We start from the raw sequence: 15,561 nt of genomic DNA, 5'->3' as shown, positions 1-15,561 counted from the left end.
CGCTTCTTTCATCTGTGGTTCTGCTAGGCCAGCTTCTTCTCTTCCGGCTGCTCGCCGGCCGCGCGCTTGACATCCATTGCTGCGACGTCGTCGATGAGCTTTTGGGTCGTGGTGTCGGGGCCGGAGAACGTGGCCGGCGTGACCGAGGGCTCTGCGGCATCCGTCGCGGTGTACTGCTCGCGGTGCTCGCGAGCAGCCCAGGCATCCTGCTCGGCGACGAGAGTTTTCTCGTTGGCGGTGGTTTCGAACTTCCAGCGCTCGAGGTCGCTCTCGAAGACCTTGCGGGTACGAGACGGGCGGGCCTGCCACTCGAGCAGCCGGTCGCGGAACTCGGTGCGAGCGGCGCCGAGCTCGAAACCGAAAGTTGCTGAGTCGCGCTTCATTTCGGCGAGCTGGTGTGCCGCCCAGTTCGCCGCGGTCGCTGCGCCCTTGATCGGCAGCAGCCGCAACTGAACGTCGGCCTGTGCGACAGCACGGTCGGCGAAGGACTGTTCCTGAGGTGTCAGAGAATTCCACGAGGCTGCTTCGCTTGACGCATCGACGAGCGCAGCAATCGCGGCGGTCTTGAGGTCCCGATCGCGCTGGTCGACAAGACGCCGAACAGCGGCCTTGGTCACAGCGGCGGCGATCAGGGCCGACACGAGGATTGCGACAGCGACGACAGCGGCGATAAACAGCACCGGTCGGGTGTCAGGTGCGGTCAGCCAGGCTACGAACTCATTCCACAATTCCATGTGCCGAAGATTACCCGCGAACCGGCGGGGAACAGCGGAGCTCAGGCCGTGTCGTGAAAATGTGGTCGGGCGTCGTCATGGCTATCAGAGCGCGTGCAAGCAATCCATGGCGTCGTCCATGCGCCAGAATTCGCCGAGCGTGTGGAATCGAGCCTGGCCGGGAGACAGGCGCTTGGCGACGTATTCCGTGCCGTCGACGCCGTCCCGGCGCTCGATATGCCCGACGATACGACCGTCGGCGAGGATGGCTCGCCACAGGTCATCCTTCACGCGCACGAGGCTCAGCCCGCTCCGGTGACGCGCCATGTCTGGCGCTGCCGGCTCTTGTGCTGAGAATCGCGTCGCGATTGACGCCGTTGAACTTGTTCTGCTCGTCGTGGATGTCATGGTTTCCTCCTCGCGCGTGGCCGGCCCCGGTTGTCTTCGTAATCCGAGGCTATGGCGCACCACTGACATCGTCGGCGGTTTCACGCGAGGAGGTGAGGCTTCTACTTCAGTCCGGTACCGTCCACTGCGAATGGCTCGATAGCGGCCAGCTCGTCTGCGCTGAGCGGAGGGGCTTCGAGCGCTCGGACGTTCTGCTCCAGTTGCTCCACGGAACTTGCCCCGATGAGCGCCGACGTGACCTGCGGCCAGCGCAACACCCATGTGAGGGCGAGCTGCGCGAGTGTTTGCCCGCGTTCCTGAGCGATGGTGTTGAGCGCCCGCGCCCGTTTCAGGTAGGCCTCATTCAACCGGTCCTGCGATAGGAAATGACTCGTCGCAGCGCGGGACGACGAGGGAACGTTCCCGTCGAGGTAACGGTCGGTGAGCATGCCCTGGGCGAGAGGGGAAAAGACAATGGAGCCGGCGCCGACCTCGTCGAGGACGTCAAGAAGCCCGTTCTCCACGTGCCGGTTGAACATCGAATAGCTCGGCTGGTGGATGAGCAAGGGAACTTTGTACTCGGCAAGCGCTGCCGCGGCCTGCAGGGTCTGTTCGGGCGAATAGTTCGAGATCCCGGCGTACAGGGCGCGTCCGGAGTGCACGGCGGTGGCAAGGGCCCCCATCGTCTCTTCGATCGGGGTGTCCGGGTCGGGTCGGTGCGAGTAGAAGATGTCGACGTAGTCGAGCCCGAGCCGGCTAAGGCTGGCGTCGAGTGAGGACAGAAGCGTTTTGCGCGATCCCCATTCGCCGTATGGACCGGGCGCCATGTCGTATCCCGCCTTGGACGAGACGATGATCTCGTCACGATGGGAGGCGAAATCCTCGGACAGGATGCGGCCGAAGTTCGTCTCGGCCGAGCCAGGGGGCGGGCCATAGTTGTTCGCGAGGTCGAAGTGGGTGATGCCGAGGTCGAACGCCTTGCGCACGATCGCGCGCTGGGTTTCGCTGTCCTTGCCGTCACCGAAGTTGTGCCAGAACCCAAGGCTCACTCGAGGCAGAAGCAGTCCGCTTCTACCCGTCCTGGCGTATTGCATGGTGTCGTAACGGGTCGGGTCGGCAACGTAGCTCATGAGGCAATGCTAGTGAGCCAGCTGAGGCCCCACATTCCCTCCACAGCGGATGCCGCCGCGCACGTCATCCACCGATCGGTTGCTGCGCGGGCCACTCCGGCGCCAGCGGAACACACTCGGAGTGTGGTTCCGGAGTCGGCAGTCCGGCACGAGGGCCGACTCCGGAACCATGCGGCGCCACCACCCGGTGTGCTCGACGACAGAAAAGGAGCAACCTCATGACCGACACCATCACCCTGACCGGGCTGGTCGCCACCGTGCCCTACGTGGTGAACCAGGATGACAAAGTGCCTTTCACCAGCTTCAGGCTGGCGTCCAACCAGCGTTACTTCGATCGGCGAACGTCGCAATGGGTCGCCGGTGACACCAACTGGTACACCGTGACCGCATTCCGAGCGCTTGCTGTCAATGCCGCGGCGTCGGTCCACAAAGGGGATCGGGTGCTGGTGACGGGGCGGCTCAAGGTCCGACGGTGGGAAGCGGGGGAGAAGAGCGGGCTTGCTGTCGATGTCGAGGCGGAGAGCATCGGCCACGACCTCGCCTGGGGAACGACGCGATACGAACGAACCGCCCAGCGAGAGCCGGCTTCGACACACGCACACACTGGTGTCTCCGACGCATCGGAGTCTGATACGGACTACTCCGGTCTCTCAGGCTCAAGCTCCGAAAACCCCCCGAATGGAACTGTCTGGTCTGCGACGACGCCGGTTAACAACGGCAACCTCGTGTCAGCGTCCACGGACTCAGAAACTCCTTTCTGACCTGAGAAGGGCAACCTCGCCTACTATCGACTCGGGCGCGGGCGACACAGCCGGGACCCGGATCAAGGAGTTCAGGCATGCGCGGCACCATGGGCAACGTCTCTCGGGGTGCCATCGCGACGGCTCTCGCAGCCCTTTTGCTGACGGGCTGCACGGCGCAACCGGAGCCGGGCTCCGCGACATCCGCTCCCGGGCCACAGGGCAGTTCGACCGTGACACCGGCACCTATGCCAACCTTTGACCCGGCCGCTCCCGCCGACGAGGCCAGGATTTTCTTCGACAGCGTCAACACGGCTACTCTCACCAGCACCCCGGATGCTACGGGCCGGGACTTCGTCGACGCCCTCTCTGCAGCCGGTTTCGACAAGGCAGCGATGGAGCTCACCGCCGATGAGACGACGATCGGGAACGCAGCCGACTCGATTCAGTTCTCGGTGCGATGGGGGGAGTCCTGCCTCATCGGGCAGAACGGGCCAGCGGTCGGCGGGTACCACTCCACAATCGCTCCTGTGCTCGGAACAGGGCGATGCCTCATTGGGAGCACTCGGCCGATAGACTGGTAGCAATATGGCTGAATACATTTACTCAATGGTTCGCGCCCGTAAAGCGGTCGGCGACAAGCTCATCCTCGACGACGTCACGATGTCGTTCTACCCCGGCGCCAAGATCGGTGTGGTTGGCCCGAACGGTGCCGGTAAGTCAACGATCCTCAAGATCATGGCCGGCCTCGACACTCCCAGCAACGGTGAAGCCAAGCTCACTCCCGGCTACACCGTCGGCATCCTCATGCAGGAGCCAGAGCTCGACGAGAGCAAGACCGTTCTCGAGAACGTCCAGGAGGGTGTCGGCCCGATCAAGGACAAGGTCGACCGGTTCAACGAGATCTCCGCTGCGATGGCCGAGCCCGATGCCGACTTCGACGCCTTGCTGGCCGAGATGGGCACGCTGCAGGAAGAGATCGACCACGCTGACGCCTGGGACCTCGACTCGCAGCTCGAGCAGGCCATGGACGCTCTCCGTACCCCGCCGGGAGATTCCCCGGTCGCCAATCTCTCCGGTGGAGAGAAGCGCCGCGTCGCACTGTGCAAGCTCCTTCTGCAGAAGCCCGACCTCCTGCTCCTCGACGAGCCCACTAACCACCTCGACGCCGAAAGCGTTCTTTGGCTCGAGCAGCACCTCGCCAAGTACCCAGGCGCTGTGCTGGCCGTGACTCACGACCGGTACTTCCTCGACCACGTCGCCGAGTGGATCGCTGAAGTCGACCGCGGTCACCTGTACCCGTACGAAGGCAACTATTCCACCTACCTGGAGAAGAAGCAGGAACGACTGCAGGTCCAGGGCAAGAAGGACCAGAAGCTCTCCAAGCGCCTTGCCGAGGAACTCGACTGGGTGCGCTCCAACGCGAAGGGTCGTCAGGCGAAGTCGAAGGCCCGTCTCGCCCGCTACGAAGAGATGGTCACGGAGGCCGAGCGCACACGGAAGCTCGACTTCGAAGAGATCGTGATCCCCGTCGGGCCTCGCCTCGGTGCGCAGGTCATCGACGCCAAGAAGCTGCAGAAGGGCTTCGGCGAGCGGATCCTCATCAGCGACCTCAGCTTCACGCTCCCGCGGAACGGCATCGTCGGAGTCATCGGCCCCAACGGTGTCGGTAAGACAACACTGTTCAAGACCATCGTCGGCCTCGAGCCGCTCGATGGTGGAGAACTGAAGATCGGCGACACCGTCGACGTCTCCTACGTCGACCAGAGCCGTGGCGGTATCGACCCGAACAAGAACCTGTGGGAGGTCGTGTCAGACGGCCAGGACTACATCCAGGTCGGCAAGACCGAGATCCCATCGCGCGCCTACGTGTCGCAGTTCGGGTTCAAGGGCCCCGACCAGCAGAAGAAGGCCGGTGTCCTCTCCGGTGGAGAGCGCAACCGCCTCAACCTGGCGCTCACCCTCAAGCAGGGCGGAAACCTGCTCCTCCTCGACGAACCGACAAACGACCTCGACGTCGAAACCCTCGGCAGCCTCGAGAACGCACTTCTCGAGTTCCCCGGTTGTGCGGTTGTCATCACTCACGACCGGTGGTTCCTCGACCGCACTGCGACTCACATCCTCTCCTACGAGGGCACCGAAGAAGACCCGGGCAACTGGTACTGGTTCGAGGGCAACTTCGAATCGTACGAGCAGAACAAGATCGAACGTCTCGGTCCGGATGCCGCGAAGCCTCACCGCTCCGCGTACCGCAAGCTCACGAGAGACTGATGCGGGTCCACGTCCCGATCCACCTGCGCTGGGGCGACCTCGACGCGTACAACCACGTCAACAACGTGGAACTCATGCGACTACTCGAGGAAGCCCGCGTGCGGGTGTTCTGGCGTGACGAGAGCGAAGGCGGCGACGTCGATGCCGGCATGGCGCTGATCGAAGCGGAAGCCGGGTCGGACACGATCACCCTTATCGCCAGGCACGAGGTCGAGTACCTGTTGCCGATCCCGTACCAGCGCCAGCCGCTCGACGTGCAGGTCTGGATCGGGAACCTCGGCGGCGCAAGCCTCGAGGTGGACTATGAGGTGTACGGTCCGGTCGGCGGCGACCAGCCGTTGTACGCCCGCGCCTCGAGCACCATCGTGCTCGTCGACGCGGCGACATCGCGTCCCCGCCGGATCACCGACGAGGAACGCACCGCGTGGACTCGATACCTCGAAGACCCGGTTCCGTTCGTCAAACGACGCTAGACGAGGCCGCCGGCCGACAGTGCCGGCGGCACCCGAACCATGCCCTCCTGGGCGACGCTCGCGACGAGAACACCGTCGCGCGAGTAGAACCGGCCCTGCGCGAGTCCGCGTCCCCCTGAAGCGCTCGGCGACTCCTGGACGTACAGAAGCCACTGGTCGACACGTACCGGCCGGTGCCACCACATCGCGTGATCGAGGCTTGCCGCCTTCAGGTCGCGCGTCATCCACGGCAAACCGTGGCGGCGCATGATCGACTCCAGGAGCGGGTAGTCACTGGCATAAGCGAGCGCCGCCCGGTGCAGGTTCTCGTCATCGGGCAGATCGCCGATCGATTTGATCCACACGGCGTTTGTCGCCGTCCGCTCTCCGTCGACCGACAGGTAGATCGGTGAAGGCACGTGACGGATGTCGAACGGCCGGTCGCCTGCCCATGACCGGGCAACGGGGTGGTCGATGTGGGCGAGGACTTCGGCGGTCGTTGGAAGGTTTTCCGGGTCCGGGTACCCCTCGGGCATCGGCGCCTGGTGGTCGAGGCCCTCGTCGATGTCCTGAAACGAAGCGATCATCGACAGGATGGGCAGACCGTTCTGGTAGGCCTGTGTGCGTCGGGTTGAGAACGACCGGCCGTCATGAATCCGGTCGACGCTGAACGTGATCGGCTGGTTCACATCCCCCGGCCGCAGAAAGTATCCGTGCATCGAGTGGATGACGCGGTGTTCCTCGGTGGTTCGAGACGCCGCCATCACCGACTGCGCGAGGACCTGACCGCCGTACACCCGGCCTCCCGGCATCCATTGGGACGGCCCCGTGAAGATATCCTCACTCGTGCGGGCGCCTGTGTCTGACAGGTCGAGGGCGCGAAGCAGGGAATCGAGGGGGTCGGTCATGAGTCTCCGATCGAAGGTGGGGCGCGGTCGGGATTTCCCGCCCTGTCAGTTAGTTTAGACAGCAGATGACGAACACATTTTCGCTTGAAGATTCCGCCGCGATGGCCGATCTCCGCACCTACCTCGCCCGGGCGCGAGTGGTCGACGACACCGCCGTTCGGCTGATCGCCGGAGGGGGAGTGCTCGCCGTCTACGCGGCTGTTCTGTACCCGCGCGGGCTGCTCGACGCGAGCCCGACGATCCTCGGCCTGCGGACGTTCGCTGAAACGTCCGGGGCTGTTTTCGACCGCGTTGTCCCGCCCGCCGCGATTTCCGATCGGCTAGCTGCCCTGGAAAGCTCTGCCGACGCTGTTCCGGTATCCCTTCCTGACAGTGATGTCCGCACGAGCTGGTCGGGGATCGCACCGCCCCGAGGTGAATGGGAAGGAATCGGCTCCGTCAGTTCCGTCGCCCTCGAACTCGTGGCGCGTGACGGCGCCGGAGAAGTTGCACGCGCCGTTCCGGAGAACACCGGCGACCTTCTCGTTCAGCGGGTCCGTTCGGACGTATGGTCACGTCCACTCAGCGACTCCCAGCCTGTACCTGCCGGACTCGCCTTCGCCGCCGCAAGCCTTGGCTTCCTCGTCGGTGAAGAAGAGGTGCCGCTCTACGCATCGGGACAGTGGCTCCGAGCTAGCGCTGTTCGCGGCCACATCCTCGTCCGCAGCGGGCGCGGCATCTGACTCGTCAGGCTAACTGGGTGTCGATCGCCCGGCCGACCGTTCGACCGGTGAAGAGGCATCCGCCGAGGAAGGTTCCCTCGAGCGCACGGTATCCGTGCATGCCGCCACCGCCGAAACCGGATGCTTCTCCCGCCGCGTAGAGGCCGGGAACCGGTGTGCCGGAGGCGTCGAGCGCTCGGCCGGACAGGTCGGTCTGGATGCCTCCGAGGCTCTTGCGGGTGAGGATGTGGAGCTTCACAGCGATGAGCGGTCCGGCTTTCGGATCGAGCAGCTTGTGCGGCGTCGCTACCCGGAGGAGTTTGTCGCCCCGTGATGCGCGGGCTCCCCGCACAGCGGTGATCTGCGCGTCCTTCGAGAAGTCGTTGTCGAGCTGGGCGTCGCGCCAGCGGATCTCCTGCTCCACCCGTGCGACGTCGAGCGGTGCATCTCCGGAGAGCCTCCGCATTCCCTCAAGCAGACCGGAGAGGTTCGGCGCGACGACGAAGTCTTCGCCGTGCTGCTTGAACGCTTCCACCGGGCCGGGAGCTCCCGGCCCGACACGCTTGAGCAGCAGGCGCAGGTCCTTGCCGGTGAGGTCCGGGTTCTGTTCGCTCCCAGACAGGGCGAATTCCTTCTCGATGATCTTCTGGGTGAGAACGAACCAGCTGTGGTCGTAGCCGGTGGAGACGATGTGCTTGAGCGTGCCGAGGGTATCGAACCCGGGAAACAGCGGTGCCGGCAGCCGCGTGCCCGTGGCATCCAGCCAGAGAGATGACGGTCCGGGGAGGATCCGGATGCCGTGGGCCGGCCACACGGGGTCCCAGTTGGTGATGCCCTCGGTGTAATGCCACATCCGGTCGGCGTGAACGAGGCGCGCCCCGGCGCGCTCAGCGATCCCGAGGCCGCGACCGTCGACATGGGCGGGTACGCCGGACAGCATGGATTTCGGCGGTGTCCCAAGCCGGCCGGGCCAGTTCTCGCGAACGAGATCGAGGTTGCCGCCGATCCCGCCGGTCGTGATGACGACAGCACCCGCCGTCAGCTCGAATTCTCCGTCGACGTCGCGCGAGCTGGCTTCGCCACGTGCCGCATCCGACGGCGAGAGGATGCTGCCGCGAACGCCGGTGACGGTGTCGCCGGTGCGCACCAGTTCATCGACCCGGTGGCGGAGAAGGAGATGCACCCGGCCGGCGGAGACGCCCTCCAGGACCCGGCGGAGAAATGGCTCGACGATGGCGGGTCCTGTGCCCCAGACAATGTGGAACCGGGGGACCGAGTTGCCGTGTCCGTTGGCCGTGTAGCCGCCCCGTTCGGCCCAGCCGACGACGGGGAAGAAGTTGATACCCAGTGCGTTCAGCCACGCCCGTTTGTCACCGGCGGCGAAGTCCACGTAGGCCTCAGCACATCGCTTTCCCCAGTCGTCGTCCGGCCGGTCGAACGCGGCAGCGCCGTGCCAGTCCTGCCAGGCGAGGGCGTGAGAGTCACGGATGCCCATCCGCCTCTGCTCGGGGGTGTCGACGAGAAAGAGTCCGCCGAAGGACCAGTGCGCCTGGCCACCGAGATTGCTGCGTGGCTCCTGGTCGACGAGGAGAACGTGCCGGCCGGCATCCGACAATTCAGCGGCGGCAACGAGACCTGCGAGTCCTGCGCCGACGATGATGACGTCGGCCGAGGTCGGCGTGGGTGCTGGCATCCGGATCTCCTTCGGCCCGTCAGCTCCGTCGCGGGCGGGTTGCCCCCATCGTAGGAGATGGGCGAGGGCGGGGCGCTACTCCTCGAAGGTGTTGACCATCGCCTGGGCGGCACGCTCGAGATAGTCCCACAGGGTCGCCTCGTGGAGTGGCGACAACCCGAGGGTGTCGACGGCGGCGCGCATGTGGAGGAGCCAGCGGTCCCTGGCATCCGGATTGACCTTGAACGGCATGTGACGCATGCGCAGTCGCGGGTGCCCGCGCTGCTCACTGTAGGTCGACGGACCACCCCAGTACTGTTCGAGGAACATCAGGAGCCGCTCGGTCGCGGGCCCGAGGTCGTCTTCCGGGTACATCGGTTTGAGCACGGGGTCAGCAGCGACGCCCTTGTAGAACTCGACGCACAGCTTCTCGAACGTGGGCCGGCCACCCACCTCTGCGTAGAAGGTGGATGCCATCGCGTCACTTGCCATCGGGGTCCTCCCGACCGGTCGATGTCGTGCCAGGGTCGGGCTCGGCCTTGGCAGCGGGCTTTTTGGGCCGGCGTGGCGCCTTTGGGCGTCGCGCCGGGACCTGGGCCTCGAATGGAGCGGTGTCGATGACGGGCACAGCTGCGGCGGCTTCGGCCGCTGCGTCGGGTACGGCGCCGCCAGTGGCTGCAGCAGCACCATCCGGGTTCGTGCTTCCGGCGGAAACGGGACCGTCTCCCGAAGCCATGACGACACTGTTGAGCGGGGTGAGCCCTGAACCCATGCCGTCGAGAGCCTTCTTGAGATGGAGTCGAAGGTCGCGGGCGAAGTCCCAGCGGGCGCCGACCCGGGTGCGGACGACGAGTCGAACAACGAGGGCCTCTGCCGAGATGGACTCCAGCCCCCAGACCTCCGGCTTGCCGAGCATCGCCGAGCGCCACTTCTTGCTCGACGCGAGGGCGCGCGCGACCCTGAGCAGCTCGGCCTGGACCTCTTCGACGTCGGAGGTATAGGGAATGGCGAGGTCGACGATGACCCGGGCCCAGCCCTGCGACATGTTTCCGGTGCGCAGGATTTCTCCGTTGCGCACGAACCACAGGGTTCCCTCGATGTCGCGCACCTGGGTGATGCGGATCCCGACCGTCTCGACGACACCGGTCGCCTGGCCGAGGTCGACGACGTCACCGACGCCGAGCTGGTCCTCCATCACCATGAAGAGCCCGTTGAGCACATCCTTGACGATGTTCTGGGCGCCGAAACCGAGACCGGCGCCGAGGGCAGCGGTGAGCAGCGCAAACGAGCCGAGGATCGCGTCGTCGATCACGTTGACGATGAGCAGCACCGCCACCACGACAATGGTCACGTTGATGATGTTCGTGAGCACGGAACCCAGCGTCCGGGTGCGCTGGACGACGCGAGCCGTCGTCACCGGCGAGATCGTCAGCGACTGCGTGTCGTCGACGTTCTGGCCCTTCTTCACCCCCGACACGATCTGAGCCACCACGCGGCGGATCGCGAAAAGCAGAAGCCAGCGCACCACGAAGGCGAACACGATGATCAGCGCGATCTTGACGATCTTCAAGCTGAGGATGCCGGTAACGATTGCTGTGAAGGATTCCCAAGTCATATCCGGCAAAGTCTACCGACCGGCCGCCGGGTGAATGCTGGGACCCGCTGCCCCCGGAAACGCGAAATGCCGGGTTTCGCGGGTGTCGGACGAATCCAACCCGCGAAACCCGGCAACTCGTGGCCGATCAGGCGAGTGCGTCGCGCTGCTGTGCCTTCAAAGCACGCTCGACGCCCGCGAGGTTCTCGACGACGATCCGGCGCAGAGCCGGCGGTTCAGCGTTCTCGTCGAGCCACGCAATCGTCGCGTCGCGGAGTTCCGCGTTCGCGAGCGGTGCCGGGTACAGCCCGACAGCGAGGTACTCGGCGATCTTGTAGCTGCGCGACTCCCAGATGCCCTGAAGCATTCCGAAGTAATCCGCGATGAACGAGGCGAGCACGTCCTTGTCGCGGGCGCGCTGGAATCCGATGCCCGTCCACTGCACGATCGCGTTGGGCGCGGTGTCGGTGTCGACGACGGATGCCCACGCGGCGCGCTTCGCTTCGATCGTCGGGATCGCGGCACGGGCGAGTGCGGCTGCCTTGGCGCCGTTGGCAGTGTTGTCGCTAGCGAGCGCTGCGTCGACCTCGTCGTTTCCGGCGACCCCGCTGGCGGTGAGCGCCGTGAGGAGCTCCCAGTCCAGGTCGGTATCGACCTCGAGGCCCTCGAGCGTGAGCTCACCAGAGCGCAGACCGCGGAGGATGTCGATGTGCACGTCGGTCGACGCGACACCGGCGAAGAACTTCACGAACTGGAACTGGGCGTCAGAGCCGGCCTCGGCCCCTTCGGCCAGCTGCCAGAGCGCATCCCCGACCTCCACGAGAATCTCTTCACGGGCCTCGGGGGCGACGTACTGCGTTGCCGCAAGGACGAGCTGGGTGAGGGTGGTGCGGATGGTCGTCGACTCGGTCTCGCTCACGATGTTGCCGAGGACGAGGCGGACATAGTCGCGCGCCGGCGTCTCAGCGTCGCGGGTGGCATCCCAGGCCGCAGCCCAGACGAGGGAACGGGCGAGGGGGTCCTCGATCGATGCGAGCGAGGAGGTGGCAACGGCGAGCGACGCGTCATCGAGGCGGATCTTCGCGTAGGCAAGGTCGTCGTCGTTGAGGAGCACGAGGTCGGGGCGTTTCTGGCCAACCAGCTCTGCGACATCCGTTCGCTCGCCGTCGACGTCGAGCTCGATCCGGTGCTGACGCACGAGTGCCCCGTCGACCGAGTTGTAGAATCCGATCGCCAGGCGGTGCGGCCGGATCGTCGGGTACTCGGGAACGGCGGTCTGCAGCACGGTGAAAGACGTGATCACGCCGGCCTCGTCGACCTCGATCTCAGGACGGAGCGTGTTGACCCCTGCCGTTTCCAGCCACAGTTTGCCCCAGTCACTGAGGTCGCGACCGGATGCCGTCTCCAGCTCCGTGAGGAGATCGACGAGTTCGGTGTTGCCCCACTCGTGCTTCTTGAAGTACGCGGCGACCCCGGCGTAGAACGCGTCGATGCCGACCCAGGCGACGAGCTGCTTGAGCACCGATCCGCCCTTGGCGTAGGTGATGCCGTCGAAGTTCACCTGCACGTCTTCGAGGTCGTTGATCGTCGCGACGATGGGGTGCGTCGACGGCAGCTGGTCCTGCTTGTACGCCCAGCTCTTCTCCATGGCGTTGAACGTCGTCCACGCGCCTGTCCATTCGGTGGCCTCGGCGACGGCGATCGTCGATGCCCACTCGGCGAAGGACTCGTTGAGCCAGAGGTCGTTCCACCACTTCATGGTGACGAGGTCACCGAACCACATGTGAGCGAGCTCGTGGAGGATGGTGACGACGCGGCGTTCCTTGACGGCATCCGTCACCTTGGAGCGGAAGATGTACGCCTCGGTGAACGTGACGGCCCCGGCGTGCTCCATGGCCCCGGCGTTGTACTCGGGTACGAACAGCTGGTCGTACTTCGGGAACGGGTACGGGTAGTCGAACTTCGACTCGAAGTATTCGAAGCCCTGCCGGGTCTTCTCGAAGATGTAGTCGGCGTCGAGGTACTCCGACAGGCTCTTGCGGCAGAAGACACCGAGCGGGATGGTGCGTCCGTCGCTCGAGGTGAGTTCGCTGCGCACGGCCACGTACGGGCCGGCGATGATCGCGGTGATGTAGCTCGACATCACATCGGTCGGCTCGAAGGCCCACGTCTTGCTGTCGGTGCCGGCGTCAACGGGCTCCGGAGTGGGGGAGTTGGAGATGATGTCCCAGTGGGCGGGAGCGGTCACGGTGAACTGGAACGTCGCCTTGAGGTCGGGCTGCTCGAACACCGCGTACATGCGGCGGGAGTCCGGGACCTCGAACTGGCTGTACAGGTAGACCTCGTCGTCGACTGGGTCCACGAACCGGTGCAGGCCCTCCCCGGTGTTCATGTAGATCATGTCGGCGTCGACGGTGAGTTCGTTCTCGGCTGCGAGATCGTCGAGGGCGATACGGATGCCGTCGCTCACGGCTGCGGGGTCAAGGCTCCGCCCGTTGAGGGTCACGGCATGCACCGTGCGGGTGATGGCGTCGATGAACGTCGACGAGCCCGGTGTGGCCGTGAACCGGACGGTCGTGGTCGACCGGAAGGTTTCCGGACCGGTGGTGAGGTCGAGGGCGATCTCGTAGCTCGAGGTGGAAACGAGCGATGCCCGTTCCTGTGCTTCGGCGCGGGTGAGGTTTTCTCCGGGCAACGCTGAACTCCTTAGTGCGGTGGCTGGGCACGAATCGGTCGGATCGTGTCCGACTTGCAAGCGTAGTCCTCCGCCCGCATCGGGGCAGGGGGGAATGCGACCCGGGGCTTCCGTGGTTGGCTGGAACTATGAGCACTGATACCAAGACCTCCGTTGATTTCTGGTTCGACCCCTCGTGCCCCTGGGCGTGGATGACGTCCCGCTGGGTGGACGAGGCGGCGAAACTCCGCAACCTCGAGGTGACCTGGCATGTGATGAGCCTTGCTGTGCTCAACGAGGACCAGGACGTTTCGGATGAGTACCGAGCGTTCTTCCCTCGCGCCCTGCGGTACACCCGCCTCATTGCCGCGGCGAAGGAAGAACACGGCGACGCCATCGTCAAGCCGCTCTACGACGCCCTCGGCATGCAGATCCACCCGGGCGGCTCGACCGACCCTGACTCGGTGATTCCGCGGGCGCTCGCCGACGTGGGCCTGCCTCCGGAGTTCGCGAAGCACTCCGAGAGTGACGCATACGATCCCCAGATGCGCGCCAGCCACTTCGACGGCATCAATCGCGTCGGGCAAGACGTCGGCACACCCGTCATCGCCGTCAACGGTGTCGCGTTCTTCGGCCCCGTCATCTCGCCGGCGCCGACCGGTGATGAAGCAGCGAAGCTCTGGGACGGCGTCGTCGCCGTCGCCTCCTATCCCGGTTTCTTCGAGATGAAGCGCAGCCGCACGGTCGGTCCGATCTTCGACTGAGTGAGTGTCGGGCGCCGGCGGATCGGGAAAACGGCAGAATGGGAGCATGCGCATCCATATCGCCACCGATCACGCCGGTCTCGACTTCAGCCAGCACCTTCAGCAGCACCTCCGCGACTCCGGCCATGATGTCGTCGATCACGGGCCTGCCGAGTACGACGCTCTCGACGACTACCCGGCGTTCTGCATCAACGCCGCCGCAGCCGTGGTGCGCGACCAGTCGGCGGGGACCGAAGCGCTCGGGGTCGTGTTCGGAGGATCCGGAAACGGGGAGCAGATCGCCGCGAACAAGGTGCGTGGCATCCGCGCGGCCCTGGTCTGGAACCTCAGCACCGCGAAGCTTGCCCGCGACCACAACGACGCGAACGTGATCTCGATCGGTGCACGTCAGCACTCGGTCGACGAGGTCATCTCGTTCATAGACGCGTTCATCGCCGAGCCCTTCACCGCCGAAGAGCGTCACGTTCGCCGGATCGCGCAACTCGCCGAGTTCGAGAAGACGGGCACAATCGCGGGCAAAAACGTCGACGCCGCTCCCGAACGAGCCTGACGTGCCAGAGGGTCACTCCGTCCACCGCATCGCCCGGCAGTTCCGTCAGAACTTCCAGGGCCGCCGGGTGAGCGTGTCGTCACCCCAAGGCCGGTTCGTCGAGGGCGCGAAAGTGCTCGACGGGCGCACGGTCACCGATGTGAAAACTGTCGGCAAGCAGATGTTCATCGACTTCGACGACAGCGTATGGCTGCGGGTGCACCTCGGAATGTACGGCGCGTGGGACTTCGCCGGCGAGATCACCTCGGATGCCACGATCGAGTCGGCGAACGGACGGATGGGCCACACGAACCAGCGGGGAACAGACCTCGCTGCGGCGATCCTCGACGATGCGGGGGAGAACTCCCTGAGCTCGATCGGCGCACCACGCAAGACCCGCGTGCGGATGTCGGAGCAGACAAAGGGGCTCGCCGACTCCGAGTGGGAGACTTTTCCGCCGGAGCCGGTCGGTGCCGTGCGTGTGCGACTCCTGACCGAGAACGCCGTCGCCGATCTTCGCGGCCCGACCGCGTGCGAGATCATCGACGACGCACGGGTCGGCGAGGTCATCGCGAAGCTCGGGCCTGACCCGCTGCTCGACGACAGCGACGCGGCCGAGGACCGGTTCACCGCCGTTGTGCGAAAAAAACCGACCCCGATCGGGCTGCTCCTGATGGACCAGTCCGTCGTCTCCGGCATCGGAAACGTGTATCGGGCCGAGCTCTTGTTCCGGGCGGGCCTGAATCCGCACACACCCGGAAAGCTCGTGCCCGAGGAGACCGTGCGCGGCATCTGGCGCGACTGGTCCCGCCTGCTCCGTATCGGTGTCGAAACCGGGCAGATGATGACGATGGACAACCTCACCGGCGAGGACTACCGCAAGGCGATGGCACACCGCGACGACCGGCACTGGGTCTACAAGCGTGAGGGCCTGCCTTGCCGGGTCTGCGGCACCCACATCCTTCTCGAGGAGATGGGAGCCCGCAAGCTGTACTGGTGCCCCGTCTGCCAGGCCTGACCCGGAGC

General features: G+C 65.4%; 16 protein-coding genes. 8 read left to right on the top strand and 8 right to left on the bottom strand.

Annotation, left to right across the window (positions count from 1 at the left end; all coding sequences use genetic code 11):
- Positions 1-23 precede the first annotated feature (23 nt).
- From ACWA1Q_RS08475 to mgrA, 3 genes are all read right to left on the bottom strand, one after another.
- The gene (locus ACWA1Q_RS08475; protein WP_463756615.1) at positions 24-734 is read right to left on the bottom strand and encodes a hypothetical protein; all 711 of its coding nucleotides are present in this window, start codon (positions 732-734) and stop codon (positions 24-26) included.
- 84 nt (positions 735-818) lie between these two features.
- Positions 819-1,121, bottom strand: coding sequence for a hypothetical protein (locus ACWA1Q_RS08470; protein WP_463756614.1), 303 nt, complete (start codon positions 1,119-1,121; stop codon positions 819-821).
- 101 nt (positions 1,122-1,222) lie between these two features.
- Positions 1,223-2,230 carry an L-glyceraldehyde 3-phosphate reductase gene (mgrA, locus tag ACWA1Q_RS08465; RefSeq protein WP_463756612.1) on the bottom strand — a complete coding sequence of 336 codons (1,008 nt, stop codon included), beginning with the start codon at positions 2,228-2,230 and terminating at the stop codon, positions 1,223-1,225.
- A 218-nt stretch (positions 2,231-2,448) separates the two neighbouring features.
- Between mgrA and ACWA1Q_RS08460 the strand changes: the two genes are divergently transcribed.
- The 4 genes from ACWA1Q_RS08460 (at position 2,449) to ACWA1Q_RS08445 (ending at position 5,714) form a co-directional block, all read left to right on the top strand.
- Positions 2,449-2,991 carry a single-stranded DNA-binding protein gene (locus ACWA1Q_RS08460; protein WP_463756610.1) on the top strand — a complete coding sequence of 181 codons (543 nt, stop codon included), beginning with the start codon at positions 2,449-2,451 and terminating at the stop codon, positions 2,989-2,991.
- Between the two features lie 77 nt (positions 2,992-3,068).
- Entirely contained in the window at positions 3,069-3,554 is a 486-nt protein-coding gene (locus tag ACWA1Q_RS08455) for a DUF6993 domain-containing protein (RefSeq protein WP_463756609.1), read from the top strand.
- A 4-nt stretch (positions 3,555-3,558) separates the two neighbouring features.
- On the top strand, positions 3,559-5,241 hold the full coding sequence (gene ettA, locus ACWA1Q_RS08450; protein WP_463756607.1) for an energy-dependent translational throttle protein EttA: 1,683 nt from the start codon (positions 3,559-3,561) through the stop codon (positions 5,239-5,241).
- Positions 5,241-5,714, top strand: coding sequence for an acyl-CoA thioesterase (locus tag ACWA1Q_RS08445; protein ID WP_463756606.1), 474 nt, complete (start codon positions 5,241-5,243; stop codon positions 5,712-5,714). The genes ettA and ACWA1Q_RS08445 overlap by 1 nt, the downstream gene beginning before the upstream one ends.
- On the opposite strand, the gene ACWA1Q_RS08440 is transcribed toward ACWA1Q_RS08445, so the two are convergent.
- A complete protein-coding gene (locus tag ACWA1Q_RS08440; protein ID WP_463756604.1) occupies positions 5,711-6,601 on the bottom strand; it encodes an acyl-CoA thioesterase in 891 nt (296 codons plus the stop codon). The genes ACWA1Q_RS08445 and ACWA1Q_RS08440 overlap by 4 nt on opposite strands.
- Positions 6,602-6,666: 65 nt before the next feature.
- On the opposite strand from ACWA1Q_RS08440, the gene ACWA1Q_RS08435 reads away from it, so the two are divergent.
- Positions 6,667-7,323 carry a DUF8185 domain-containing protein gene (locus ACWA1Q_RS08435; protein ID WP_463756603.1) on the top strand — a complete coding sequence of 219 codons (657 nt, stop codon included), beginning with the start codon at positions 6,667-6,669 and terminating at the stop codon, positions 7,321-7,323.
- A 4-nt stretch (positions 7,324-7,327) separates the two neighbouring features.
- On the opposite strand, the gene ACWA1Q_RS08430 is transcribed toward ACWA1Q_RS08435, so the two are convergent.
- The 4 genes from ACWA1Q_RS08430 to pepN form a co-directional block, all read right to left on the bottom strand.
- Positions 7,328-8,995 (bottom strand): FAD-binding dehydrogenase, encoded by a 1,668-nt coding sequence (locus tag ACWA1Q_RS08430; RefSeq protein ID WP_463756602.1) that lies wholly within the window; start codon positions 8,993-8,995, stop codon positions 7,328-7,330.
- Between the two features lie 75 nt (positions 8,996-9,070).
- Positions 9,071-9,466 carry a globin gene (locus ACWA1Q_RS08425; protein WP_463756601.1) on the bottom strand — a complete coding sequence of 132 codons (396 nt, stop codon included), beginning with the start codon at positions 9,464-9,466 and terminating at the stop codon, positions 9,071-9,073.
- A complete protein-coding gene (locus ACWA1Q_RS08420; protein ID WP_463756599.1) occupies positions 9,456-10,589 on the bottom strand; it encodes a mechanosensitive ion channel family protein in 1,134 nt (377 codons plus the stop codon). The genes ACWA1Q_RS08425 and ACWA1Q_RS08420 overlap by 11 nt, the downstream gene beginning before the upstream one ends.
- Before the next feature lie 127 nt (positions 10,590-10,716).
- Positions 10,717-13,263, bottom strand: a complete 2,547-nt coding sequence (pepN, locus tag ACWA1Q_RS08415; RefSeq protein WP_463756598.1) for an aminopeptidase N — start codon at positions 13,261-13,263, stop codon at positions 10,717-10,719.
- Between the two features lie 128 nt (positions 13,264-13,391).
- Between pepN and ACWA1Q_RS08410 the strand changes: the two genes are divergently transcribed.
- The 3 genes from ACWA1Q_RS08410 to ACWA1Q_RS08400 are packed head-to-tail and all read left to right on the top strand — an operon-like array spanning position 13,392 to position 15,553.
- Positions 13,392-14,006 carry a mycothiol-dependent nitroreductase Rv2466c family protein gene (locus ACWA1Q_RS08410; protein WP_463756597.1) on the top strand — a complete coding sequence of 205 codons (615 nt, stop codon included), beginning with the start codon at positions 13,392-13,394 and terminating at the stop codon, positions 14,004-14,006.
- A gap of 46 nt (positions 14,007-14,052) precedes the next feature.
- Positions 14,053-14,556, top strand: a complete 504-nt coding sequence (locus ACWA1Q_RS08405; RefSeq protein ID WP_463756595.1) for a ribose-5-phosphate isomerase — start codon at positions 14,053-14,055, stop codon at positions 14,554-14,556.
- A gap of 1 nt (position 14,557) precedes the next feature.
- Complete coding sequence (locus tag ACWA1Q_RS08400) at positions 14,558-15,553, top strand: Fpg/Nei family DNA glycosylase (RefSeq protein WP_463756594.1); 996 nt, start codon at positions 14,558-14,560, stop codon at positions 15,551-15,553.
- Positions 15,554-15,561: the final 8 nt, after the last annotated feature.

It is taken from the genome of Mycetocola sp. TRD_SC_2, assembly GCF_055361225.1.
The sequence above is the reverse complement of the archived record's forward strand: the minus strand, read 5'-3'. Positions and strand labels throughout refer to the sequence as shown.